20 protein-coding genes are annotated in these 21,381 nt (G+C 73.0%); all 20 read right to left on the reverse strand.

The window, feature by feature from the left end; translation table 11 throughout:
* Positions 1-14 precede the first annotated feature (14 nt).
* Positions 15-851 carry an alpha/beta fold hydrolase gene (locus D6270_RS28735; protein WP_345983539.1) on the reverse strand — a complete coding sequence of 279 codons (837 nt, stop codon included), beginning with the start codon at positions 849-851 and terminating at the stop codon, positions 15-17.
* A 201-nt stretch (positions 852-1,052) separates the two neighbouring features.
* On the reverse strand, positions 1,053-1,925 hold the full coding sequence (locus D6270_RS28740; protein ID WP_109162783.1) for an enoyl-CoA hydratase/isomerase family protein: 873 nt from the start codon (positions 1,923-1,925) through the stop codon (positions 1,053-1,055).
* A 101-nt stretch (positions 1,926-2,026) separates the two neighbouring features.
* Positions 2,027-3,703 carry an ATP-dependent acyl-CoA ligase gene (locus D6270_RS28745; RefSeq protein WP_109162782.1) on the reverse strand — a complete coding sequence of 559 codons (1,677 nt, stop codon included), beginning with the start codon at positions 3,701-3,703 and terminating at the stop codon, positions 2,027-2,029.
* A complete protein-coding gene (locus D6270_RS28750) occupies positions 3,700-5,412 on the reverse strand; it encodes a CocE/NonD family hydrolase (RefSeq protein WP_109162781.1) in 1,713 nt (570 codons plus the stop codon). Before D6270_RS28750 ends, D6270_RS28745 begins: the two co-directional genes overlap by 4 nt.
* On the reverse strand, positions 5,412-6,251 hold the full coding sequence (locus tag D6270_RS28755; RefSeq protein ID WP_109162780.1) for an SDR family oxidoreductase: 840 nt from the start codon (positions 6,249-6,251) through the stop codon (positions 5,412-5,414). Before D6270_RS28755 ends, D6270_RS28750 begins: the two co-directional genes overlap by 1 nt.
* Positions 6,248-7,783, reverse strand: coding sequence for an SDR family NAD(P)-dependent oxidoreductase (locus tag D6270_RS28760; RefSeq protein WP_109162779.1), 1,536 nt, complete (start codon positions 7,781-7,783; stop codon positions 6,248-6,250). The genes D6270_RS28755 and D6270_RS28760 overlap by 4 nt, the downstream gene beginning before the upstream one ends.
* Positions 7,780-9,060, reverse strand: a complete 1,281-nt coding sequence (locus tag D6270_RS28765) for a beta-ketoacyl synthase (protein WP_109167236.1) — start codon at positions 9,058-9,060, stop codon at positions 7,780-7,782. The genes D6270_RS28760 and D6270_RS28765 overlap by 4 nt, the downstream gene beginning before the upstream one ends.
* Before the next feature lie 42 nt (positions 9,061-9,102).
* On the reverse strand, positions 9,103-10,380 hold the full coding sequence (locus tag D6270_RS28770; protein WP_202418558.1) for a beta-ketoacyl synthase N-terminal-like domain-containing protein: 1,278 nt from the start codon (positions 10,378-10,380) through the stop codon (positions 9,103-9,105).
* Between the two features lie 44 nt (positions 10,381-10,424).
* Positions 10,425-11,249: an SDR family NAD(P)-dependent oxidoreductase gene (locus D6270_RS28775; protein WP_109162777.1), complete on the reverse strand. Its 825-nt coding sequence runs from the start codon at positions 11,247-11,249 to the stop codon at positions 10,425-10,427.
* Positions 11,246-12,145: an SDR family NAD(P)-dependent oxidoreductase gene (locus tag D6270_RS28780; protein WP_109162776.1), complete on the reverse strand. Its 900-nt coding sequence runs from the start codon at positions 12,143-12,145 to the stop codon at positions 11,246-11,248. Before D6270_RS28780 ends, D6270_RS28775 begins: the two co-directional genes overlap by 4 nt.
* A complete protein-coding gene (locus tag D6270_RS28785; protein ID WP_109162775.1) occupies positions 12,138-13,106 on the reverse strand; it encodes a ketoacyl-ACP synthase III in 969 nt (322 codons plus the stop codon). The genes D6270_RS28780 and D6270_RS28785 overlap by 8 nt, the downstream gene beginning before the upstream one ends.
* A 65-nt stretch (positions 13,107-13,171) precedes the next feature.
* Entirely contained in the window at positions 13,172-14,218 is a 1,047-nt protein-coding gene (locus tag D6270_RS28790) for a ketoacyl-ACP synthase III (RefSeq protein WP_109162774.1), read from the reverse strand.
* Positions 14,215-14,865, reverse strand: a complete 651-nt coding sequence (locus tag D6270_RS33425; RefSeq protein WP_225976975.1) for a hypothetical protein — start codon at positions 14,863-14,865, stop codon at positions 14,215-14,217. Before D6270_RS33425 ends, D6270_RS28790 begins: the two co-directional genes overlap by 4 nt.
* Before the next feature lie 83 nt (positions 14,866-14,948).
* Positions 14,949-15,956 (reverse strand): CoA-transferase, encoded by a 1,008-nt coding sequence (locus D6270_RS33430; protein ID WP_225976976.1) that lies wholly within the window; start codon positions 15,954-15,956, stop codon positions 14,949-14,951.
* Positions 15,953-17,245 (reverse strand): beta-ketoacyl-[acyl-carrier-protein] synthase family protein, encoded by a 1,293-nt coding sequence (locus tag D6270_RS28800; protein ID WP_109162772.1) that lies wholly within the window; start codon positions 17,243-17,245, stop codon positions 15,953-15,955. Before D6270_RS28800 ends, D6270_RS33430 begins: the two co-directional genes overlap by 4 nt.
* A gap of 181 nt (positions 17,246-17,426) precedes the next feature.
* Positions 17,427-18,233 carry an efflux permease Rv1217c-related protein gene (locus D6270_RS28805; RefSeq protein WP_109162771.1) on the reverse strand — a complete coding sequence of 269 codons (807 nt, stop codon included), beginning with the start codon at positions 18,231-18,233 and terminating at the stop codon, positions 17,427-17,429.
* Positions 18,234-18,333: 100 nt separating this feature from the next.
* Positions 18,334-18,552, reverse strand: coding sequence for a hypothetical protein (locus tag D6270_RS33435; protein ID WP_225976977.1), 219 nt, complete (start codon positions 18,550-18,552; stop codon positions 18,334-18,336).
* Positions 18,483-19,289, reverse strand: coding sequence for an ABC transporter ATP-binding protein (locus D6270_RS28810; protein WP_225976978.1), 807 nt, complete (start codon positions 19,287-19,289; stop codon positions 18,483-18,485). Before D6270_RS28810 ends, D6270_RS33435 begins: the two co-directional genes overlap by 70 nt.
* 65 nt (positions 19,290-19,354) lie before the next feature.
* Positions 19,355-20,131, reverse strand: a complete 777-nt coding sequence (locus D6270_RS28815; protein ID WP_109162769.1) for an enoyl-CoA hydratase/isomerase family protein — start codon at positions 20,129-20,131, stop codon at positions 19,355-19,357.
* On the reverse strand, positions 20,128-20,748 hold the full coding sequence (locus tag D6270_RS28820; RefSeq protein WP_109162768.1) for a response regulator transcription factor: 621 nt from the start codon (positions 20,746-20,748) through the stop codon (positions 20,128-20,130). Before D6270_RS28820 ends, D6270_RS28815 begins: the two co-directional genes overlap by 4 nt.
* Positions 20,749-21,381: the final 633 nt, after the last annotated feature.

The following is a 21,381-nucleotide window of genomic DNA, read 5'->3' on the forward strand; positions in this document are numbered from 1 at the left end:
GTCTCGCTGGGTTCTCAGGCCTTCAGGAAGGCGACGGTCAGCCGGTTGACCTCGTCGGGACGGTCCAGATTGGCGACGTGTCCGGCGCCGGGGATGACATGGAACTCGCTGTTCGGATCGCGTTCGCTCCACCGTTCCATCGCCGAGCGGATGTTACCCGTGCTGTCGTGTTCACCGCAGATCAGGAGCTCGGGCTTCTCGACACGGTAGTCCGGGGCGGGGTCGACCGCGCGGGTCATTCCGTCCCAGGTGGTGAGGAAGGCGCGCCGCCCGTTCGTCGCGAAGGCCTCGCGCAGATACTCCTGGGCCCCGGGGTCCTCGGCCGACGCCCGGGCCATCCACCGGGTCAGCCGCCGGTAGGGCATCAGCCGCATGAGGGTGCGGGACAGGGCCAGGCGGCGCCGCTCTCCGCGCGTGATGGGCAGGGTGCTGGACGTGGAGCCGATCACCACCAGCGCGGCGACCTCCTCGGGCCGCCGGCGCAGGTACTCCTGCGCGATGTTGCCGCCCATCGACTGCCCCAGCAGGACCACGGGCCTGCGTACCCCGGCCGCGTCCAGCAGCGCCGCGAGGTCCTGCGCCGCGTACTCCGTACGGAATCTGCCGGTGCCGGAGGCGGACGCACCGTGGTAGCGGACGTCCCAGCGCAGGGTGCGGTAGCCCGCGCGGACCAGCGCCGGGATCTGCGGGTCGAACATGCGGTGGTCGGCCCCGGCGCCATGGGTGAGGGCGACCGCCGGACGGTCGGCCGCGCCGGCGGTCCAGTAGTGCAGCCGGGCGCCGTGGGTGTCGAGGCTGTGGGCCGTCTCCTCGACCCGGGTTCCGGCCACCAGCTTGTCGGGGCCCGTCACCGGGGGGACCTCTCGGTCCGGCCTCCGGTGGACAGGGCGGGGGAGAAGGGCGGCGGGGCCGCCGGACGTGGATGCCGCAGCGCTTCGTTCATCAGAATCAGAATACTCTCTCCGTCGCGGTCGCAAAGGGAGGCGCGCGCCCGGCGGGGCGGCGGCGCCCCGCCCCGCCTGTCTCCCTACCGCCCCGCCCGCCCCGGCCGGTCAGCCGCCCGTGAAGCGCGGCGGCCGCTTCTCCGCGAACGCGGCCATCCCCTCGCGGGCATCGGCCACCGTGGCGTGCGTCTTCAGGTGGTACGCGTCCTGGAGGCGCAGCCCGTACTCGGCCGGCTGTCCCCAGCTCCGCTCCCGCAACTCCTTGAACAGCCCCACCGAAGCGGTCGGCAGCGCGGCGAACCGGCCCGCCAGCTCGGCCAGTTCGCGATCGAACTCCTCCGGTTCGCAGAGTCGGTCGAAGAGCCCCAGGTGTACGGCCTCGGCCCCCGAGACCATCCGCCCGGTGAGGTAGATCTCCGTCGCCCGCGCCGGGCCGGTCAGCCGGGACATCAGGACCACGTTCCCCACATGTCCGACCCCGGCGAGACAGCTGCCGATCGAGGCACGGGTGTCGGCCAGCCGGAAGTCGGCGGCGCAGGCGATCTCCGCCCCCGCGCCCGCCGCCGCCCCGGTCAGCCCCACGATCACCGGTTTCGGCAGGTGCAGGACCGCCTCGCAGACCCGTAGATAGTGCGCGTCCGAGGTGATCGGGTCGAAGGGGGTGTCCACCCGGTCGCCCAGCCGCCACCGCCGTACGCTCTCCACGTCGTCGCCCGCGCAGAACGCGCCGCCGCTCCCGGTGATCACGACGGTACGCACCCGGGGGTCGTCGCCCGCGCACATCAGGCCGAGCAGGAGATGGCGGGAGAGCGTCAGGTCGAGGCTGTTGCGGCGGTGCGGCCGGTCCAGCGTCAGTGTGGCGACTCCGCCCGCCAGCGAGGCACGTAGCGGTACGTCCTCCTTGCCGTCCACCCGGTCCGCGAAGTCCGCGAACGACTCGGTCGCCGCCCCCGCCCACTCGGCCCCGGGCCCCTGGCTCATCGCGGAGCTCTCCGAGCCCGCCCGAAAGGCTTCCTGGCCGGTCGGAGCGGCTCCCTGGCTTGTCGGGACGGCCTCTCGGTCCGCCCGAAACGCTTCCTGGCTCATGTGATCTTCTCCCTGCGTATCCGGATGCCGGCCGCCTCGCGGTCCCACGTCCCCGCCACCACGCCGTCGGCGCGCAGCGTGTGCTTGGTCGGCTTGCCGGTGGGGGTCTTCGGGAGCTCGGGCAGCACCCGGATGTAGCGCGGCAGCATGAAGTGGGCCAGCCGCTCCCGAAGGAACTCCAGGAGCGCCGCCGGGTCGACCGGGGCCGCCGGGTCGCGGTCCGCCACCACCAGCAGCACCTCGTCCTCGCCCTCGTCGCCGGGTACGGCCACCGCGGCCGCCTCCAGCACGCCGGGGTGGGCGACCGCCTGGGCCTCCACCTCGAAGGAGGAGATGTTCTCGCCGCGCCTGCGGATGGCGTCCTTCTTGCGGTCCACGAAGACCAGGCCGCCGTCCGGGGCGCGCCGGAACGTGTCGCCGGTGTGGAACCAGCCGTTGCGCCAGGCGGCGGCCGTCTCGGCGGGCCGCCCCAGATAGCCGCTGAGGAACGACCACGGGCGGTCCGCCCGCAGCACCAGCTCCCCGATCTCGCCGTCCGCCACCTCACGGTCGTGGTCGTCGACGACCCGCGCGGCGATGCCCGGCCTCGGCTCCCCGCAGTGCATCGCCACACCGGGGTGGTGGTCCGGGGCGGAGAGGACCGGGCACGACACCTCGGTCATGTTGAACAGCGCGCGGACCGACACCCCGAACCGCTTCGAGAACTCCGTCGCCCCCTCGGTGAACGGGATGACGTAGGCCGCCCGCAGCGGGTGCCCGGTGTCCTGCGGCAGCGGCGGCTGCTTGAGCAGGTAGGTCGCCATCACACCGAGGAGCGTGCACAGGGTCGTCCCCGTACGCCGGATCAGCGGCCAGAACTCGCTGGTGGTGAAGGCGGGTACGACGGTCACCGAACCGCCGTGCACCAGCATCCCGTACGCCCCGATCGTGCCGCCCGCGTGGAACAGGGGCAGCTGGAGCAGATAGCGGTCCTCCGGCCCGGCCATGCCGTGGAAGGCGGCGGTGCAACTGCTGTAGAGGTGCGCGTAGGAGGAGACGACCCCTTTGGACGGGCCGGTGGTTCCCGAGGTGTAGATGACGGTCTGCGGGTCCCAGGGCCGCGGGGCGGGGACGGGCTCGGTGAACCGTGCCTGTTCGGAGCGGAGTTCGGTCTCCACCCGGTAGTGCGCCGAGAGCCGCCCGGCGAGCGCGTCCACGTCCTCCGGTACGTCCTCGGGGCCCGGCAGCAGGACCACCGTCCGCACCGCCCCCACCCGGTGGTCCGACCCCTCCGCCTCCTCCAGCCGGGCCGCCAGCGACGGCCGGCAGATCAGCACCTCGGCCCCGCTGTCGGCGATCACCTGGCGCAGGATCGCGCCCCGGTAAGCGGTGTTGAGCGGGACCAGGACGGCACCGGCCGCGTTGACCCCGTACCAGACGCGCAGCGCCTCCGGACCGTTCGGCAGCCAGCTCAGCACCAGCTCGCCCGGGGTGACGCCGAGTGCCTGGAGCGCGGCGGCCGTCTCCTCGGTCTCGCGGAGCGTCCGCGCGTACGTCCAGATGTCACCGTCCGGCATCAGCGCGTACGGAGCCTTCGGCGTGGCCGCTGCCCGCCGCCGGAGCAGGGGGCCCAGGACGCACTGCTCGGCGGTCGGCACGGCGGCGGACGCCGGGTGGAGTATGTCGTCGCTCACCGGGTCTCCTCGGTGTTCGGCGAGGGCAGGGTCCGGAGCCGGAGCACGCTCTCGTACGGGCCGCCGTACCAGACCGACTGCCGGGCGGGGCGGCAGTGTTCCGCCTCGCCGATCGGGCCTGGAACGTTGGGGTGCCGGTCCAGGTGGGGGAAGTTGCTGCTGGTGACGTGGACCCGCAGCCGGTGTCCGGGGGCGAAGCGCCACGCGGTGTCCCCGAGCAGCAGGTCGGCGTCGAACGGCTCGTCCGGCGGGCCGTCCCCCTCCGCCTCCAGCCGCAGACTGGCCTCGGCCACCAGCAGCGAACGCCCGTCCGGATGTACGTCGGTGAGCTTGGCGACCACGGCGGTGGCGGGCGCGTCCGAGCCGAAGCGGAGCCGCAGCCGCTGCCGGCCGACCACGTCCAGCGGCTCGGTGAGCGGCTCGGAGGTGTAGAGCAGCACGTCCGGCCTGTCCTCCAGGTGTGCCTGGTTGAGCGGGCCCGCCGTCAGCCGGCCGAGCTGGAGCACCCGCCCGCCGTGCGAAGGCACCGGGTCCTCGGGGTCGTAGGTGAACGTGTCCTTGCCCGGGTCCACTTGGGGCGGCTCGGGCAGCAGTCGGCCGCCGTCCCCGTCACCGGCCGGTCCGGCCAGGTACCAGGGCGAGTCGACGGCCTCCGGCGGCGGCCAGGCCGGGGACCGGTGCCAGGTGTCGGCACCGAAGAGGAAGTACCGTACGCCGCCGTCGGCATCCTGGTCGGCGGCCCGCTCCCCTTCCGCCCTCAAGTGGCGGTCGAAGAAGTCCAGGTGCAGATCGGCGAGCCGGGCGCCCTGCGCCGAGCCGTAGAGGCCGGTGTTCACCTCGCCCTGCACCTGGGGCAGTTGGCCCGAGTGGACCCAGGGGCCCATGACCAGCTCGTGCCGCCCGGCCACCGGGTCCTGGGCGCACATGGCACGGTGGAGTTCGATCGTGCCGTAGGAGAACACGTCGTACCAGCCGCCCACCGAGAACGTGGGCACGCCGACCTCCCCGAGGCGGTAGTCGGCCACCGTCGCCACCCGCCCGGCGAAGATGTCCCGCAGCCGCCCGGGGAACCCCTCGAAGTCGAGGACGGTCGACAACGGCCAGCGCCGCAGCGGCACTTCGGGCGTCGTGAGCAGCTGCACCACCTCCGCCACCACGGCCCCGTCCACCGGATCGCCCGCCGCCGCCCGGCGCTGCACCCACTCCAGCGCGGTCAGGCCGAGCCAGCTGGTGAGGTGGTCCAGGCGCAGCGAGCCGCCGAGCTGCTGGGCGTCGAAAGGGGCCGAGGTGGACATGGTGGGCGCGATGGCCCGCAGGTGCGGCGGCTTCTCCATGGCGGCCAGCCACTGGACGATCGCCTGGTACGAGGTGCCCGCCATGGCCACGTTCCCGTCGCACCAGGGCTGTTCGGCGGCCCACTCCACCGTGTCGTAGCCGTCGGGCCCCTCCTGCACCCAGTCCAGCGGCGCCCACTCGCCCTCCGAGCCGAACCGGCCCCGGGTGTCCTGCACCACGGCCGCGTACCCCCGGTCCACGCACTGGGCCGGGGTCAACGTGGCAAGTCCCAGCTGGGACTTGCCGTACGGGGTGCGGAAGAGCACGGCGGGCGAGGCCGGGCCGTCGGCGGGGCGCCAGACGTCGGCCCGCAGGACCGTCCCGTCGCGCATCTCCACCGGCACGTCGTGCTGGATGAGGGTGGTCCTGCCCATCAGCGGGTCTCCTTCGCGGCGGGTGCGGTGCCCGCGTTCTCGGCCGGACCGGTGTCCCGGTCGCGGGAGCGGGTCAGATGGCGGGTCATGGCGTCACCGGCGGCCGCCCGGCTCGCCGAGGGCTCCACGCGGACCAGCGGGCCCACGCTCATCCGGGCCGGGCGGTCCAGCAGCCAGGCGACGGTGTCCGCGATGTCCTCCGGGTCGAGCACCTCCTCCTCGGGCACGCCGAGGTCGGCCGGGCGGGCCGCGAGCCGGGTGGAGACCCAGCCGGGGGCGACGGTGACCGCGCGGATGCCGAGGTCGCGGTTCTCCTCGTGGACCAGCTCGGTGAGCCGGTGCACTGCGTGCTTGCTGACGCCGTAGCCGCCGCTGCCCGGCACCACCTCGGAGCCCACGCCCGAGCCGATGTTCACGACCCAGCCGTAGCCGCGCTCCCGCATCCCGGGCAGCACCGCACGCGCCAGCAGGAACGGCACGGTGAGGTTCACCCGCAGCTGCCGTTCCCAGTGCCGCTCCTCGGTCTCGTGGATCGCGGCCAGCCGGATCGCGCCCGCGCTGCACACCAGCAGCCCGACCGGCCCCAGCGCGGCGGCCGTGGCGGCGACCGCCTCGGCGGGGGCGCCCGGCTCCGCCAGGTCCAAGGGCAGCGGCAGGGCGGTGCCTCCGTCCGTACGGATCGACTCGGCGACCTCCTTCAGCTCGGCCTCCCGCCGCCCGACCAGCGCCACGGCACTCCCGCGCGCGGCCAGACGGCGGGCGATGGCGGCCCCGATCCCGGAGGAGGCACCGGCGACGAGGGCGACCGGCCTGCCGCCCGGCTCTCCGGCGGCGCTCACAGGCTCTCCACCTCCACGGACTCCGGGAACCCCGGCCGTAGCGGAGCCACGTCACCGAGGCCGAAGCCGCCGTCCGCGCGCAGCACCGCACCGGTCACCCGGGCGGCCGAGCCGCTCAGCAGGAAGCCGAGGACCGCGGCCACCTCGCGCGGCTCACCGACCCGCCCGGCCGGGATCCGGCTGATCCAGCCGCGCCGGTGGTCCGGCCCCGCCGCATCGCCCATCGGCGTCTCGATGATGCCGGGCGCCACGCAGTTGGCCCGGATGCCGTGGCGCGCCACCGAGACCGCGAGGCAGCGGATGTACTGCGCCATCGCCGCCTTGCTCGCCCCGTAATACTCCAGCCCGGCCACCGGGCTGAGCGTGGAGCTGACCGAGGAGACCCCGACCACCGCGCCGGGCACCTTCTCCTGCCGCCAACGGGCCGTCAGATACTCGGTGACGGCGACGAAACTGTGCAGGTTCACCGCGAAGGTCCGGGCGGCGGAGGCCGGGTCGCCGCCCACCGCGCTGAAGCCCAGGTGCCCCGCCGCGTACAGCAGGGTGGTGACCCCGTCGGCCGCTTTCCAGGCGCGTTCACCCAGGGTCGCGGCGTCCTCGGGGTCGGAGAGGTCGCAGCGCAGGGTCCAGGCCTGCCGGCCCTGTGCCTCGATCTCGGCGGCGACCTCCTCCAGCGCCTGCGTACGCCGGGCGGCCAGGACCACATCCGCTCCCCGCCCGGCCAGGTGCAGGGCGGCGGCCCGCCCGATACCGCTGCTGGCACCCGCCACCAGCACCTTGTGGCCCAGCAGGTCCTGACCGGTCACCGGCTCCGGCGGCGGCTGCTCCTGCGGGGCGCTGCGGCGCGGCGCGGGAGCGGTCGGCGGGCCGGCCGGCAGGGACGGGATCTGGCCGAGCCCCGCGCCCCCGTCCACCGGGACCGTCTCGCCGACGAGATACGAGCACCCCGCGGAGAGAAGGAACGCGACGGTGGCCGCCACATCGGCGGCCGTGGTGGGGCGGCGCTGCACCAGATAGCGCAGCAGCCCGGCCTCGGCGGCCTCGGAGAGGTGGTGGCCCAGGGCGGGGGAGTAGCCGGTGGTCACGGTGTTGCCGGTGACGCCGCGCCCGGCCACCTCGGTGACCAGGTGCTGCCACCAGGCCCGGTCGGCCGCCAGCCGGGCGTACCGGTCGGGGTCGGTCCCGGCGTGCGTCTCGCCCGTCGCGTCGGTCACCAGGACGAGGCGGCCCCGGCCCGCCGCCGCCATCGCCAGGGCGGCTCCCCGGATCCGCTCGCGGTCCAGGCCCGCCGAGCGCTCGGCGCCGTACGCCTCCTCGCCGATCAGCAGCGCGCAGTACGCGGCGGGGGCCCCTGATCCGGCACCGGCGTCCGGGGCCTCGGGGGAGAGGCCGAGCGCGCTCAACGCCTCGCGGAGACCGGCGGCCCCGGGCCCCGCGGCGTCGACGGCCACACGGGCGCTGACCGGCGCCCGCAGCGGGTCACCTCCCACGGCCGTCCCGGGCCGCGTCGCGGTGCTGTGAACGTGGGTCATGGCAAGTCGCCGCCTTCGTATTCGATGACCATGCTCGTGGCGTCGCCGCCCGCCCCGGAGGCGAGCACCAGCGCACTGTCGCCGCCGGTCGCCAGGCCGCCCGCGAGCACCGGATCGCCCGGCAGGCCCGCGTAGGGGACAAGGGTGTTGGCGCTCGGGGCGATATGGCCGTGGCGCAGCATGAGCAGGCTGCCGACGAGCTTGACCAGGCCGCCGGTCCCGGCGACATGGCCGAAGACCGCCTCCTGGTTGGTGAGCCGCAGCTCGCCGTCGTACGCGGCGGCCTCCCGTACCCCGGCCAGCGCCTGGCACAGGTGGTCCTCGACGAACCGGTTGCCGTCCGCGTAGTCGTTGACGAACGCCAGATCGCCGAGGCCGCGCCCGGCCGACGCCAGTGTGGCCAGCACATCGCCCACCACGTTGGCGGGCGGGCCGGTGGCGACGGTGGAGGGGCCGTTGGAGCGCGAGGTGCGGAGGTGGGCCCGGTGCAGCAGGCCCGGGCGCTCCCCGGTGGCCGCCGGGTCCTCCAGGACGACGGCGAGCGCGCCCTCCCCGGTGGCGTTGCCGGTCTGGATCTCGTCGTGCGGCCGGACGTCGGCGGGGTCGTCGGAGAGCGAGGAGGCACGGTAGCCGCTGCGGCCGGTGTGGCTGGTGCCCGCGACGAAGACCGGGTCCACGGTGGTGTCCACGCCGACGACGATCGCGCGGTCGATGTCCCCGCACCGGAACATCTGCTGGACGAGGTGGAGCGTGCGCAGCGCCACATTGCAGGAGCCCGCCACGCTCAGTGTCTGGCAGGGGAGTTGAAGGCCGGAGGCGACCGTGCCGACCACGCTGGGCGGGGTGCCGTTGAGCCAGTACTCCATGCCGAGGGCCGCGACCCCCTTCTCCCGGGCCAGGCCGTAGTAGCGCTCGGTCTCCGGGAAGGCGAACTGGAGCGAGCAGGCCACCAGCGCGGTCCGCTCCGGATCGAGGTCGGCAGCGGTCAACCCGGCCTTTTCCAGGGCCCGGTGGACCGCCCCGGTGGCCATCAGACCGGCGCGCGAGGAGCGGCGGATCTGCCGCTCCGACAGCGGCAGGGCGGCCTCCGGGTCCCAGCCGTTCACCGTTCCCGCGATACGGAGGGGGAGTTCGGGATGGGCGTACGGGGAGAGGCAGCTCGCCCCGTCGCGCACCACGCGCCAGAAGGTGTCCAGGTCGGTGCAGGCGTGGCCGTCCGGTCCCGGCAGGACGAATCCGGCACCGGACAGCCGCAGCAGCGGCGGCTCAGCGGGCATCACGACCACCCCTCACCGGCAGCGCACGAGGTCACAGGCGGCTCAGCAGACATCGCCACCGCCCAGCAGCAGTGCGCTGTTGACCCCGCCCACCTGGTAGTTGAAGCTCAGCGCCCGGTCGAACCGCAGTGGTCGCGTGCTCGTCCCCGGCACCGGGTCGAACGTGCAGACGGGGGAGGGGGTTTCGCAGTTGGCCGTGGGGCAGACCTGGCCCTCGCGCATCATCATCAGCGTCAGCGCCGTGCCCAGGTTGCCGAGCGGGGCGCCGCTGTGCCCGAAGCAGGCCTCCTGCGAACTCACCAGCACCTGATCGGACTTCTCGCCCCACAGTGCCTTCACGGCATTGGACTCGATCCGGGTGAACAGGGCGTCGCCCTCGCCGCCCCCGTTGACGTACGGGATCCGCTCCAGCGGGGTGTGGCCGCCCAGTGCCCGGCGGGCCGCCTCGGCCAGCCCGGTACCGCCGGTGTCGATGGCGACCGCACTGTTCAGCCCGCCGCGTGTGGTGGCCTGGCCGAGGACCGCGCCGTGCGCCCGGGCGCCGCGTGCGCAGGCGTGCGCGCGGCTCTCCAGGATCAGGGTCACCGAGCCGTCGCCGTAGTTCATGCAGTCGCCCGCCGCGTCGTACGGGCGCATCGGCCGGTCGTGGCGGGGCGCGGCCGGCGGATCGCTGTTGTGCCGCACCGTCACGCCCTCGCGCTCCACGACCTCCCGCAACCGGTGTCCGTGCAGCACCCGTTCGGTGTCGAAGCGGTCCACCCCGGTGACGACCACCAGGTCGCTCTGGCCCGAGGCGATCATCATGCGGGCGATGCCGAGCAGCACCGAGGAGGAGGCGCAGCCGCAGCTCACCGTGTAGTTGGCGCCGGTGGAGCCGAGCAACGCGGCCTGGACCGGGCCGACGTCACTCGACGTTCCCGCCACCAGCAGCCGTACGAAGAGGGACTTGGCGTCCGCCGGGCTGACCGTCGCCGGATCGGCGTCGTGCCAGGCGCGGTAGCTGTCGTAGTTGCTGTCCACCCCGGCCCGGGCGGTCAGTACGTCCGCTCCCCTCAACTGGCCTGTCTCGTGGTCGAGTCCGGCGTCCCGGCACGCCTCGACCAGGGAGATCAGCCCGTAGAGGTGGACATCGGCGTAGCTGCGCAGATAGCGGGTCGGTACCTCCGGCAGCAGCTCCGCGAACGCCTCGCGGGCACCGCGTACGGTCCCGTGGTGGAAGCCGTCGCGCTCCACATGGCTCGTCCCCGTGGAGGCGGTCGCCCAGACGTGCTCGGCCTCGCGCACCGGCTCGTCGCCCGCCCCGGGCAGGCAGAAGCCCATCCCGGTGACCAGGGCGTCCCGTGGTCCGGGGGTCCACTGCTCGCTCACAGAGCCCCCGCGTCCACGTTGACGGCCTGCCCGGTCATCCCGCCGGAGAGGTCGGAGAGCAGGAACAGCACCTGGGCCGCGATCTCCTCGGGGCGCACCAGCCGGCGCAGGATCGTGGAGTTGACCGCCCGCTTGAGGTACCGCTCCCAGGTCAGGTCCGGCGGGCCGTGGTGCTTGGCGATGGCGGCCATGAAGGCGTCGCCGTACCGCCCGCCGTCGGTGGCGGCCGGGCTGTCGGTGAGCCCCGGGCAGACCGCGTTGACCCGCACACCGAAGGCGCCCAGCTCGGAGGCGAGCGCCTGGGTCATCCCGTTCAGGCCGAACTTCGAAGCGCAGTAGGAGGTGTTGGCGGGCAGACCGCGCTTCCCGGCGATGGAGGAGACCATCACGATGTTGCCCTCGCGGCGCTCCATCATCCCCGGCACCACCGCACGGGCGACCCGGAAGGCCCCCAGCAGGTTGATGTCGAGGGTGGCCATCCACTGCTCCTCGTCCTGGTCGCAGAGGAACGCCTGGTTGCGGGCCTCGCCCGCGCAGTGCACCAGCCGGTCGATCGGGCCGAGCTGCTCCTCGGCCTCGCGGACGGCGGCGCGGACACTGCCGGCGTCGGTGAGGTCGCCGGGGACGGCCACCGCCCGCCCGCCGTCCGCCTCGATCCGCTCGGCCAGCAGCCGCAGCTCCTTCTCGCTGCGGGCCATCAGCGCCACTCGCGAGCCGTGGGCGGCGAGCATCGTCGCCAGGACGGCGCCGATCCCGCTGCTGGCGCCGGTCAGAAAGGTGGTCCTGCCTTCGAGCAGGGTGGGCGAGAAGCCGCTGGTCATGCTGTGTTCTCCGCTTTCTCGGGGAGGTCCGCGCGCGCGGCTTTCCTGCTCGCTCCGGTGGTCCGGCCGGCCGGGGGCGGGACGCGGGCTGGCAGTCCGCCCCCGTCGACCTCCAGCACGGTGCCGGTCACCGAGGGGTTGTCGGCGGCGAAGGCGACGGCCTCCGCCACGTCCCTCTCGTCGCACCAGCGGCGCAGCGGCACATGGCGCTGCAAGTCGGCCATGTAGGCCGCGTGCCGCTCGCTCGCCGCCGAACGCCGTCGCAGCGCCTCGCCGTCGATGACGCCGGGCGCGACCGCGCTGACCCGGATGCCGTACTCGCCCAGTTCCACCGCCCAGGTGCGGGTCAGCGCCTCCACCCCGGACTTGGCCGCGCAGTAGGCGGACTGCCCGTACGCGCCGTGGCGGACGGTGGAGGAGATGTTGACGATGGCCCCGGGCGTACCGGCGGCCAGCATCGCCTGCGCCGCATGGCGGCCGACGAGGAAGGTGCCGGTGAGCAGGGACGTCACCACCCGCTCGAAGTCCTCCAGCGGGTGCGGGGTGAGCAGCGGCGGGCCGTCGGGCCGCTCCTTGACGCTCACCAGGCGGCGGGAGAAGTTGTTGCCCGCGTTGTTGACGCAGAGCCCGAGCGGCGGGGCGTCCTCCGCCAGCCGCTCGAAGAGGGCGGCCACCGAACGCTCGTCGGTGACGTCCGCCTGTACGGCGTGCAGGGCGAGCCCGTCGTCGGCCGCCGCCTTGACGGCCGCGTCCAGGCTCTCCGGGTCGCGCCCGCAGATCACGGTGTGCCAGCCGACGCCGGCGAGATGGCGGGCGATCGCCGCGCCGAGGCCCCGGCTGCCGCCGGTGACCAGGGCGGTGCCGCGAACGCCCTTACCCAGCGAGGAATCAGACACGGAAGAGCAGCCCCCCGTAGTACCAGCCCGAGCCCACCGTGGGCGTGTAGCAGAGGTCCCCGGACTTCAGCCGGCCGTCCCGTGACATCTCGGAGAGCACGATCGGCACCGAGGCGCTGCCGGTGTTGGCGCGCGTCTCGTAGTTGGTGATGAAGCGCTCCTCCGGGATGTCCAGGCGCTCCCGTACGGCCGTGTGCAGCTGGCCCGTCCCGGGGTGCGGGACCACCCAGTCGATCTCGTCCATCTTGGTGCCCGAGCGGGCCAGCATCCGGGTCGCCAGGTCGGCATGGGAGTCGGCCGCGATGGTGACCAGCTCGCGGCTGCTCTTGATCCACCCGTTGGGCGGGTAGACCGTGACCGTCTCGCGGCCGGAGCCGTCGCTGATCAGCAGCGAGTCCCAGAGCCCCGCGCCCGGTCCGGCGCCCCGCGACAGCACCGCCGCACCGGCGGCGTCTCCCACGATCAGCTCGCCCTTGCTGCCGGGGCGCACCCGGCGCGAGAACCGCTCACTGGAGACGACCAGCGCATGGCGCCATGTGGCGTGCGCCCCGAAGAGCGCCGCCGCCGTCTGGACCCCGTGGACGAACCCCGTACAGGCACCGCACACATCGAAGGCGAGCGCCCGGTCCGCGCCCAGCAGGTGCGCGGTGTGCGGGCCCCACTCGGGGACGAACTGGCGGTCCGTCCAGTTGCTGAAGACCAGCAGGTCCACCTCGTCGGCGCCGATGCCCGCCTGCTCCATCGCGGCACGGGCGGCGCGGACCCCCATGTACGCCGGGGTCTCCTCCTCGTCCGCCACATGCCGGCTGCGTACGTCCAGCCGTCCGATGACGGCCTCGTCCACGGCGTTGCCCGCCGGGTCGTCGCCGCTCTCGTTCTCGATCAGGAGGCGTGGGTAGTAGTGCCCGAATCCGGACAGGCGCAGACCGCTCTCGCGCCACAGGGAGGTCTCGTCGTGCATCTCTCGTCTTCCCGTACTCAGCGGTGGAACCGGGGGTCTCCCGGCGGATGAGGGATCGCCAGGGCTCACGGGATCCGCAGGAGCATCGCGCCCCAGCTGAAGCCGCGGCCGATGCCGATCGTCGCGACGAGGTCGCCGGAGCGGATCTTCCCGGAGCGGAGGTTCTCGGAGAGGCAGCTGGGGATGGAGACGCTGGAGGTGTTGCCGCGCTCCTGGATGTTGGTGAGGAGCTTCTCGCGCGGGATGTCCAGGGTCCGGCACACCTGGTTGATCATGTTCAGGTTCCCCTGGTGCGGGACGAACCAGTCGACGTCGTCCACCGTCAGCCCGTTGCGCTCCAGGATCTCCTGACCCACGTGCGAGAGGAGCTTCGGGCCGACCGCGCCGACCTCCCGGCCGCGCATCAGCATCTTGTCGTTCTCGTCGATGTCGAAGGCGTCGAAGTACGAGCCGTCCGCGTGCAGCGCCACATCCAGCAGCCCGCGCTCCTGCGTGTCCGCCGACCAGACCGCCGCGGCGGCCCCCGCCCCGAACAGCGCCGAGTAGCGGTAGTTGAAGTTCAGGATCGGGCGCGGGTTCTCCGCGCAGACGACCAGCGCGTTGCGCATCCCCAGGGCCGGGAGCATCGCGGCGGCGGTGGCGGTGCCGTACATGAAGCCTGCGCAGGCCACCGAGGTGACGTCGAAGCAGGTGGCGTGGCGCAGCCCGACCTGCTTCTGGAGCGGCAGCGAGATGTCCATGTAGTTGTTGGTCGCGCTGGAGGGGTTGGTACGCGGCCGGGTGGTGGAGGTCGTACCGATGACGAGGTCGATGTCGTCCGGGCCGAGGCCGGCGGCGCTCAGCGCGTCGTCCACCGCCTTGGCCGCCATCTCCACCGCGCGCTCCTTCTCGTCGGCCGGCCAGTGGCGGCTGACGATCCCGGTGTTCTCGCGGATCCAGGCGTCGTCGATGCCCAGCGCCTCGATCTGCTCGAAGTGGGCGTTGGTGACCGGCTCGCCGGGGAAGTAGTGGCCGATCCCGGCGAGCCGTACGGGGGCGATCGCGGTGGGAGGCAGGGGGCGGAGGTGGGCCGTCGCCGGGTCGGGGACGGTGCCCGTGGTGGTACTGGTCATCTGTAGCAGCCTTCCGGGTCCATGGTGCGCAGGAGCGTGAGCTCTTCGGTGGTGACGGCCTTCTCGTCGGTCAGGAACCCGCTGACGCCCGCGGACCAGCCGGTGAGGTCGCGTATGGCCGCTTCCGGCGCGTCGGGCAGGTCCTGTGCGGCGCGCCCCCGGCCCGGCACCGGCGGCAGCCAGCTCGTCAGCTCGAAGGGGTCGCCCGCTCCCGTACGGGTGAAGCGGCCGAACTGGCTGACCACGTCGCGGACGTTCAGGCCCGGGCTGGTCAGATGGGTCAGCCGGGGCACGTAACGGCGGGCCGAGGCGACCGCGACCACCACGCAGTCCACCGACGAGGCGATGTCGTTGGCCCCGCCGGAGCCGGTGATCCAGCGGCCGTCGGGCAGCAGCGTCGTGTTGATGTTGGCGTCCGGGTCGATCTCCGCCGCCGACAGCACACCCAGGCAGCGGGGGTTGGCGGCGACCGCGCCGCCCAGCGTCTCCGCGACGCCCGCCAGCATCTGCGAGCGCTCGGCGTGCCGCTGGCTGAAGAGGAAGACGTCGCCGGGCTCGGGGTCCATCGACTGGAGCCCCAGTTCGGCGGCCACCTGCACCTGGATGCCGTCGGCCGCCAGCAGCCGGGCCGCCAGCCACGCCGACATGTGCGAGGTGCCGATCCCGGCGAGCAGCGTGTCGTAGCCGCGCTCCCGGACGAGATCGGCGACCGCGCGGGCGCCGAGGACGATCAGCTGCTCCTGCTCGGTGGGGGCGCCGGACCCGTCGGCCGGGGCCGGGGAGCGGCCGGGGGAGCGGGGAAGACCAGAGTGGCGCGGCGCTCCTCGCCCAGCCGCTCGACGTACTCGGCGTGGCTCTCCACCCCGCCGACCCACTCCTCGTACCAGGCGGCCGCCGTCTCCGGGTCCTTGCAGGCGGTGACGATGTCGGTGAGGAAGCCGTAGTCGTCCAAGTAGCCCTCGACACCGGCGAGTCCGCCCGTACGCAGCGACTGCGGGTGGGCGCCCAGCGGCGCCTCGCACAGCCCCAGCACCCGGGCCGCCGGGATCACCACCCGGTCCGGCATCGCCGCGATCACCTCGTCGTGGACGATCGCCTCTACCGAGGCCAGGACCCCTTCGGTGGCGGCGTACGCGGCCCAGGCGCCCTCGCCCAGCGGCGGGACGGCCACCACGTTGCCGCGCCGGTCGGCGCAGACGCCGTGGAAGAGGGTGAAGCGCGGGCGCAGCGGGGTGAGCAGGGTGACGGAGCGCTCCGGGTCCCGCGGGTGGGGCACCAGGTGGAGGCTGCCCTCCTTGCCGTGCCGGAGGTCGGTCTCGGCGAGCATCGAGCCGGTGGTGGCGAAGGGCTGGCCGAGCGCGGCGGCCATCAGCCGCTGGGTGTAGCTGAGCAGCGACCACATCTCCACCTCGAACGGCCTGCCTTCGGCGAGTTCGCGGTAGAGGCGGTTGGGGCGGGGCGAGGGGAAGGTGTCGCCGACGAAGCCCGTGATCACCTTCCGTACGGCACCGGAGAGGGCGAGCGCGTGGGCGCTGGAGTGCACGGCGGTGGTGGAGACGGTCATGCTGTGCGTTCCGGCGAAGGCCCGGCACACCGCGTTCAGCAGGGCGTTGGGCCGCGACATCGTTGCCGCCGCGTGCACGTGGTCGCCCTCGTGGACGAAGCGGCGCACCAGCTCGTCGGGGCCGGAGGCCAGATAGGGAGCGGTGGCGGAGGGGCGTTCGGGGGCTGTGGTCATGCGTGCTCCAGGGCCATGACGGAGGTCTGCGAGCCGAAGGCGAAGGACAGCGAGACCGCGAGGTCGATCTCGGCGTCGCGCGGCCCCTCGGCCACATGGTCGTAGTCGCACTCGGGGTCCGGTGTGCGGTGGTTGGCGGTCGGGGCCAGCCGCTGGTGGTGGAGCATCAGCGAGGTGGCGGCGACGTTGATGATCCCGGCCATGCCGAACGTGTGGCCGTAGATCGGCTTGTTGGAGCCGTGCGGCGGGAGGTCGGCGTCGTCGTGGCGCGGCAGCAGGCGGCGCAGCGCCCGGCTCTCGGCGATGTCGTTGTACCGGGTGGCGGTGCCGTGGCCGCAGACGTAGCCGATCTCCTCGGGCTTGCGTCCGGCGTCGTCCAGGACGCCCGCGACGACCGAGGCGGTGACGTCACCGACCAGGTCCATGCTGGTGGCGTGGTTGGCCTCGTTGAGGGCGCGGTGGCCCAGGATCCGGGCGTAGATCCGTGCCCCGCGCTCCCTGGCGGAGGACTCCCGCTCCAGGCAGAGCGTCATGGCGCCCTCGCCGAGGGCGAATCCGCGCCGGTCGCGGTCGTAGGGGCGGACGGCGGTGGCCGGATCTGCGCTCTCCGGGGAGAGCACCCCGTCACCGAGCGCCAGATAGCAGCGGGCGACCTCGGGGACGATCGGGAACTCGTGCCCCCCGGCCAGGACCACGTCGGCGCTGCCGGAGCGCAGCTCGCGCAGGGCGAGGCCGATCGCGTGGTGGCCGCCCACGCAGGCGCTGCTGACGGTGGTGACCAGGCCGCTCGCGCCGACGTCGATGGCGGCGAGGGTGGCCGGGCACCCGGCGAGCCCGCGGAACATGGCCGTGGCCTTGCCTCCGTACGGGTCCTGCGCGGGGTCCGCCGTGATGGTCTCGGCCCACCACGACAGGGGGCCGCGGGAGGACGACTGGACGATGCTCAGGCGCTCCGGCGCGATCTGGCCACGGGCGATCCCGGCGTCCTTCAGCGCGTCACCGACGGCGGCCATGGTGGCCAGGATGTCGCGGCTGTACTTCGCGGCGTGCGCCGGGTTGAGGTCCGGCAGCCGGCTCGCGGTGTCGAACCCGCCCAGCTGCGCGGCCGCGTGGACGGGCAGCCCGGCGGCGGCGAACGCGGGCCTCTCCAACCGGCTCACCTGCGAGTTGCCGGTCGAGAGGTGGTTCCAGAACGCATCGGCGTCGGGAGTGCCGGGCAGCACGCACCCGATGCCGGTCAGCACGATGGGGTCGGAAGGGTCCGGGGGATGGGATCGGCTGCTGTCCATGGATCGAAGCTAGCTGCCCTTACATGAGCCTCGATATGGCCGTCAAGTACCCATGCACGCCATTTTCGGTGACTGCCGGTACTCGATTTTTGGCCGGTTACGTCAACGCCCCGAGGTACACACGACAGCGGCCCGGCACCTCCACGGGGAGAGGGGCCGGGCCGCTGCGGGACCGCGCGGTTCAGGCGTTCTTGATGTCGCGCCGGTCGACGGCGTACGTACCGGCGGCGACGACCACGACCGTGACGGCCACCAGCAGCCCGACCCCACCCCAGGGGACACCGTTGACCAGCGGATCGCTGCCCAGCGCCCACTTCCAGGGAGAGATGTTCGCCAGCGGCTCCAAGGCGTCGGACATCGGCGCGATGCCGTGCAGCAGATAGCCCAGGACGAGCACCCCCGCCGCCACGCCCAGCGCGGTGCCGCGCCCGAGGCCGAACCCGACGACGGCGTACGCGATGCCCGCGTGCAGCACGGCCAGCAGGGCGACGGTCAGCGTCACCGCGGCCACTCCGCCGCCGGAGACGTCCATGTCGAAGGAGACGACCGAGCCGTACACCGACAGCCAGACCAGGACGCTGGTCAGGGCCAGACCGAAGGCCACGCAGAGGAAGCGGACCAGGAAGACCTGACGGCGCGCGACGGGCAGCGCGAGCAGCAGTTCGAGCCGCCCGGCCTCCTCGTCGCCGCCGGTCAGGGCGGCGGTGGCGGTCACGGCCATCAGGCCGAGGAGCAGCGGCAGCAGGACCGCGTACAGGTTCCCCTTGAGGTAGCCGCTTGCGCTGCTGATCTGGTCGATCCCGAACGCCGTGGCCAGCTCCGGCGAGAGGCCGGAGGAGAAGTCCTCCAGGGCGCCGGAGCTCTCCATCGAGGGCCAGGCACCGACGACGGAGAGTGCGAGCAGGACCAGCGCGGCCGACCAGGCGATCAGGGTGCGTTTCTGGATCTGTACTCCGCGCCGGAAGATCTCCGAGCTGGGCGATGACATGTGTTTCCCTTCCGGCCGGCCCGCGGGACGGCCTTGATCACTGAGACCCGTCGCGGGCCGGTCGGTGCCGGGCGGGCCGGACACCACCGGGCGACGTTCGCTACCGCACCGGGCCGACGGCCGGGGAGGGCTCCTCGGTGGCGGCGCTCCGACTGCCGGGGACGTCCTTCTGGTAGTACTCCAGGAACGCCTCCTCCAGGTCCGGTTCGGGCGCGGTCAGCGTCGTGATCCGATGGCCCGCCAGGAACCTCAGCAGCGCGTCGGGCGAGCCGGCCCACGCCAGCGAGACCTCCTGGCCCTCCGCCTGCCGCCGCTCCACACCCGAGGCCCCTCCAGGGCGGCGAGCCCGGCGAGCGGCACCTCCTCGCCCTCGGCGAAGATGATGTGGAAGCGCTGCGCGGCCTGGCGGCGCAGCTCCTGCGTGGGCCCCGAGGCGGCGAGCCTGCCGCCCTGCAACACCGCGACCAGGTCCGCGACCCGCTCCACCTCGGAGAGGATGTGCGAGGAGAGCAGCACGCTCTGCCCGTTGTCCCGGGCCTCCTCGACGGTGGCGAGGAACACCTGCTGCATCAACGGGTCGAGTCCGTTGGTCGGTTCGTCGAGGATCAGCAGCTCGGGCCGGGCCATGAAGGCGCCGACCAGGCCGACCTTGCGGCGGTTTCCGGTGGAGAGCCCGCGCACCTGCCGGGACGGGTCGACGCCGAACCGCTGGACCAGCTCGTCCCGGTAGGCCGTGTCGGCCAGCCCGCGCAGCCGCCCCCAGGAGGTCAGGGTCTGTTCGATGGTCAGCCGCTCGTCCAGCCGCAGTTCGCCGGGCAGATAGCCGATGCGCCGCCGGACCTCGGGGGTGGTCGGGTCCTGGCCCAGCACCCGGACCTGGCCCGACGTGGGCCGGGAGAGGCCCATGAGCATCCGGATGGTGGTGCTCTTGCCTGCTCCGTTGGGGCCGAGATATCCGTAGACCACACCCGGAGGGACCGTCAGGTTCAGTCGGCTCAGCGCGGTGAAGTCACCGAACTTCTTGGTGACATCAGTACATTCGATGAGAGGGGTCACGTCTCTTCTGCTCTCTCCTCTTGCGCCGGCGCCTGCCGGTACGGCACGCACAGCTTATTCACTGATTACTGAATCTGATCAACAACACTAGCGGCGGACGCTGCCTGCCACCAGTAGCCGTTCTCGACGCCGAGCGCCGCCGTACGGTCCAGGTGTCCGGAGTCCCGCAGCAGCCGGACCCCCGCCTCCAGCAGCGCCGGATCTCCTTCGGCCACGGCGGCCGCCAGCGCCCGCGCCTCGGCGAGCGCCCCGCCGTCGGGCACCGTGCGCTCCACCGCGCCCAGCCGGGCGAGCTCGTCCGCCCGGACGCGCTCCCCGGGGATCAGCAGCATTCTCGCGGCCACGCCACGGCCGGCCCGGCGCACCAGCGAGTGGACCGCGCCGCCGCCGGGGACGGCCCCCACCCCCAGCTCCGGGAGGCCGAACTGGGCACCCTCGCCGGCCACCACCAGGTCGCAGGCCAGGGCCAGTTCGAGCCCGCCACCGAGCGCGTACCCCTCGACGGCCGCCACCACGGGGAACGGTGCCTCGTGCAACGCCGCGAACACGGTACGGAAATGGCCCCGCCGCACCGCGCGGCGCGACAGGTCCCGCCAGTCGGGCTCGCGGGTGTCGGCGCCGCTGGAGAAGGTCCCGTCGGCCCCGGTGAGCACCAGGGCGCCCGGCGCCCCCTCGCCCCGCGCGGTCAACTGATCTAAAGTCTGGGAGAGCTGAGTGAGCATCAGGGTGGACATCGCATTGCGGCGACGCGGCCGGTTGAGGGTGAGGGTGACCACCCGCCCGTGCCGCTCCACCAGCAGGGGGCTCTCCGGCGTAGCGGCCGCCGTCTCCTGGGCGGTCATGCGCAGGGCCTCAGCATCCTGAACAGCTCCTTGCGTCCGGACACGCCCACCTTGTGGAAGACCCGGCTCGCGTAGTTCTTGACGGTCTGCTGGGTGAGGCACAGCTCGTGGGCGATCTCCTCGTTCGAGCGCCGGCGCAGTAAGAGTCCGAGGATCTCCTCCTCCCGTCCACTGAGCTTCCACTGCCTGCCCGTGTCGGCGCGCACCGCCACCGGCGGGCGTTCGGGTTCGTCGGTCCCCAGGTGCCAGAAGCTGCGCCCGCTCAGGACGTCGTGCAGCCCCTTGACGATGGACTCGGGCGGGCACGACTCGTGCACGAAGCCGGCGGCGCCGCCCCTGATGCAGTCCACCACGCTGCGGGGCGTGTTGTCCCTGCTGTAGAGGATCACCCGGGTGTCGCTCCAGTACGCCACGTCGCCGCGTACCACCTGCCACTGCTCGTACTCCACCAGTGCGACATCCGGCCGCTTCCTGGGGAGGCTGCCGGCGGTGGCCGGATGCGGACAGCCGCCCACGACGGTGATGCCCGGATCTCCGTCGAAGAGATCGAGGATCGCCTTGCGTATCAAAGGTGACGAGTGCAGGACCAGCAGTCCGCGTCTGCCCTTCTCTGCCATACCAGAACCCCTCGTGCTCCAACAGCGACGGCGGATGCCGCGTTGTCGTTCGGCATGTTGTGAATGTGGTGAACCATGTGTTCGGGGGCGCGCCTTCCCCGCCAGGTGGAGTTCACTCCCGATGTGGTTCCGGGCGGCGGGAAAAGGGGGATGTCACGCCCTGCGGGCGCATGACTGTATTGCTGCGAGAATGCCGCAGCGCATTTCAACGGAACGCGTTTACTCTCGGCAGTTATTACCGGCGCGTAGATCGCCTGCGGAGGAATGCGAGTTCCTGTGCAAGACGCTTCCGCTCCGTGGTCGGTTCCACTGTCGCGGACATCTGATGCCGGGGCTCGGTGTGCACGTTAAAGCTCTGTGACATCCGTGGGAACAGTGGGTCCGGGGCCCGTGCGCGGCGGCAGGGCGGCCGGAACCGGTGCGCGGCGCGATGTCGCGTCAGGGAGGTCCGCCTGGTCCCGGCGGGGTGAGGCGGTGATTGGCTGCGACACAGTTTTCCCCCTGGTTGCGCGTTCCGGCCCGGTGGCCGCTCAAGAACGTGCGGGGCAACCCAATGCGTGAGCTCTGGCCCCGAATCCAGGCCAACACTAACCGCAGGGACTCCACTTGTCACGCAGCAGATTTATAAGCGGC

Origin of the sequence: Streptomyces griseus subsp. griseus (assembly GCF_003610995.1) — a bacterium.
Taxonomy (GTDB): Bacteria; Actinomycetota; Actinomycetes; order Streptomycetales; family Streptomycetaceae; genus Streptomyces.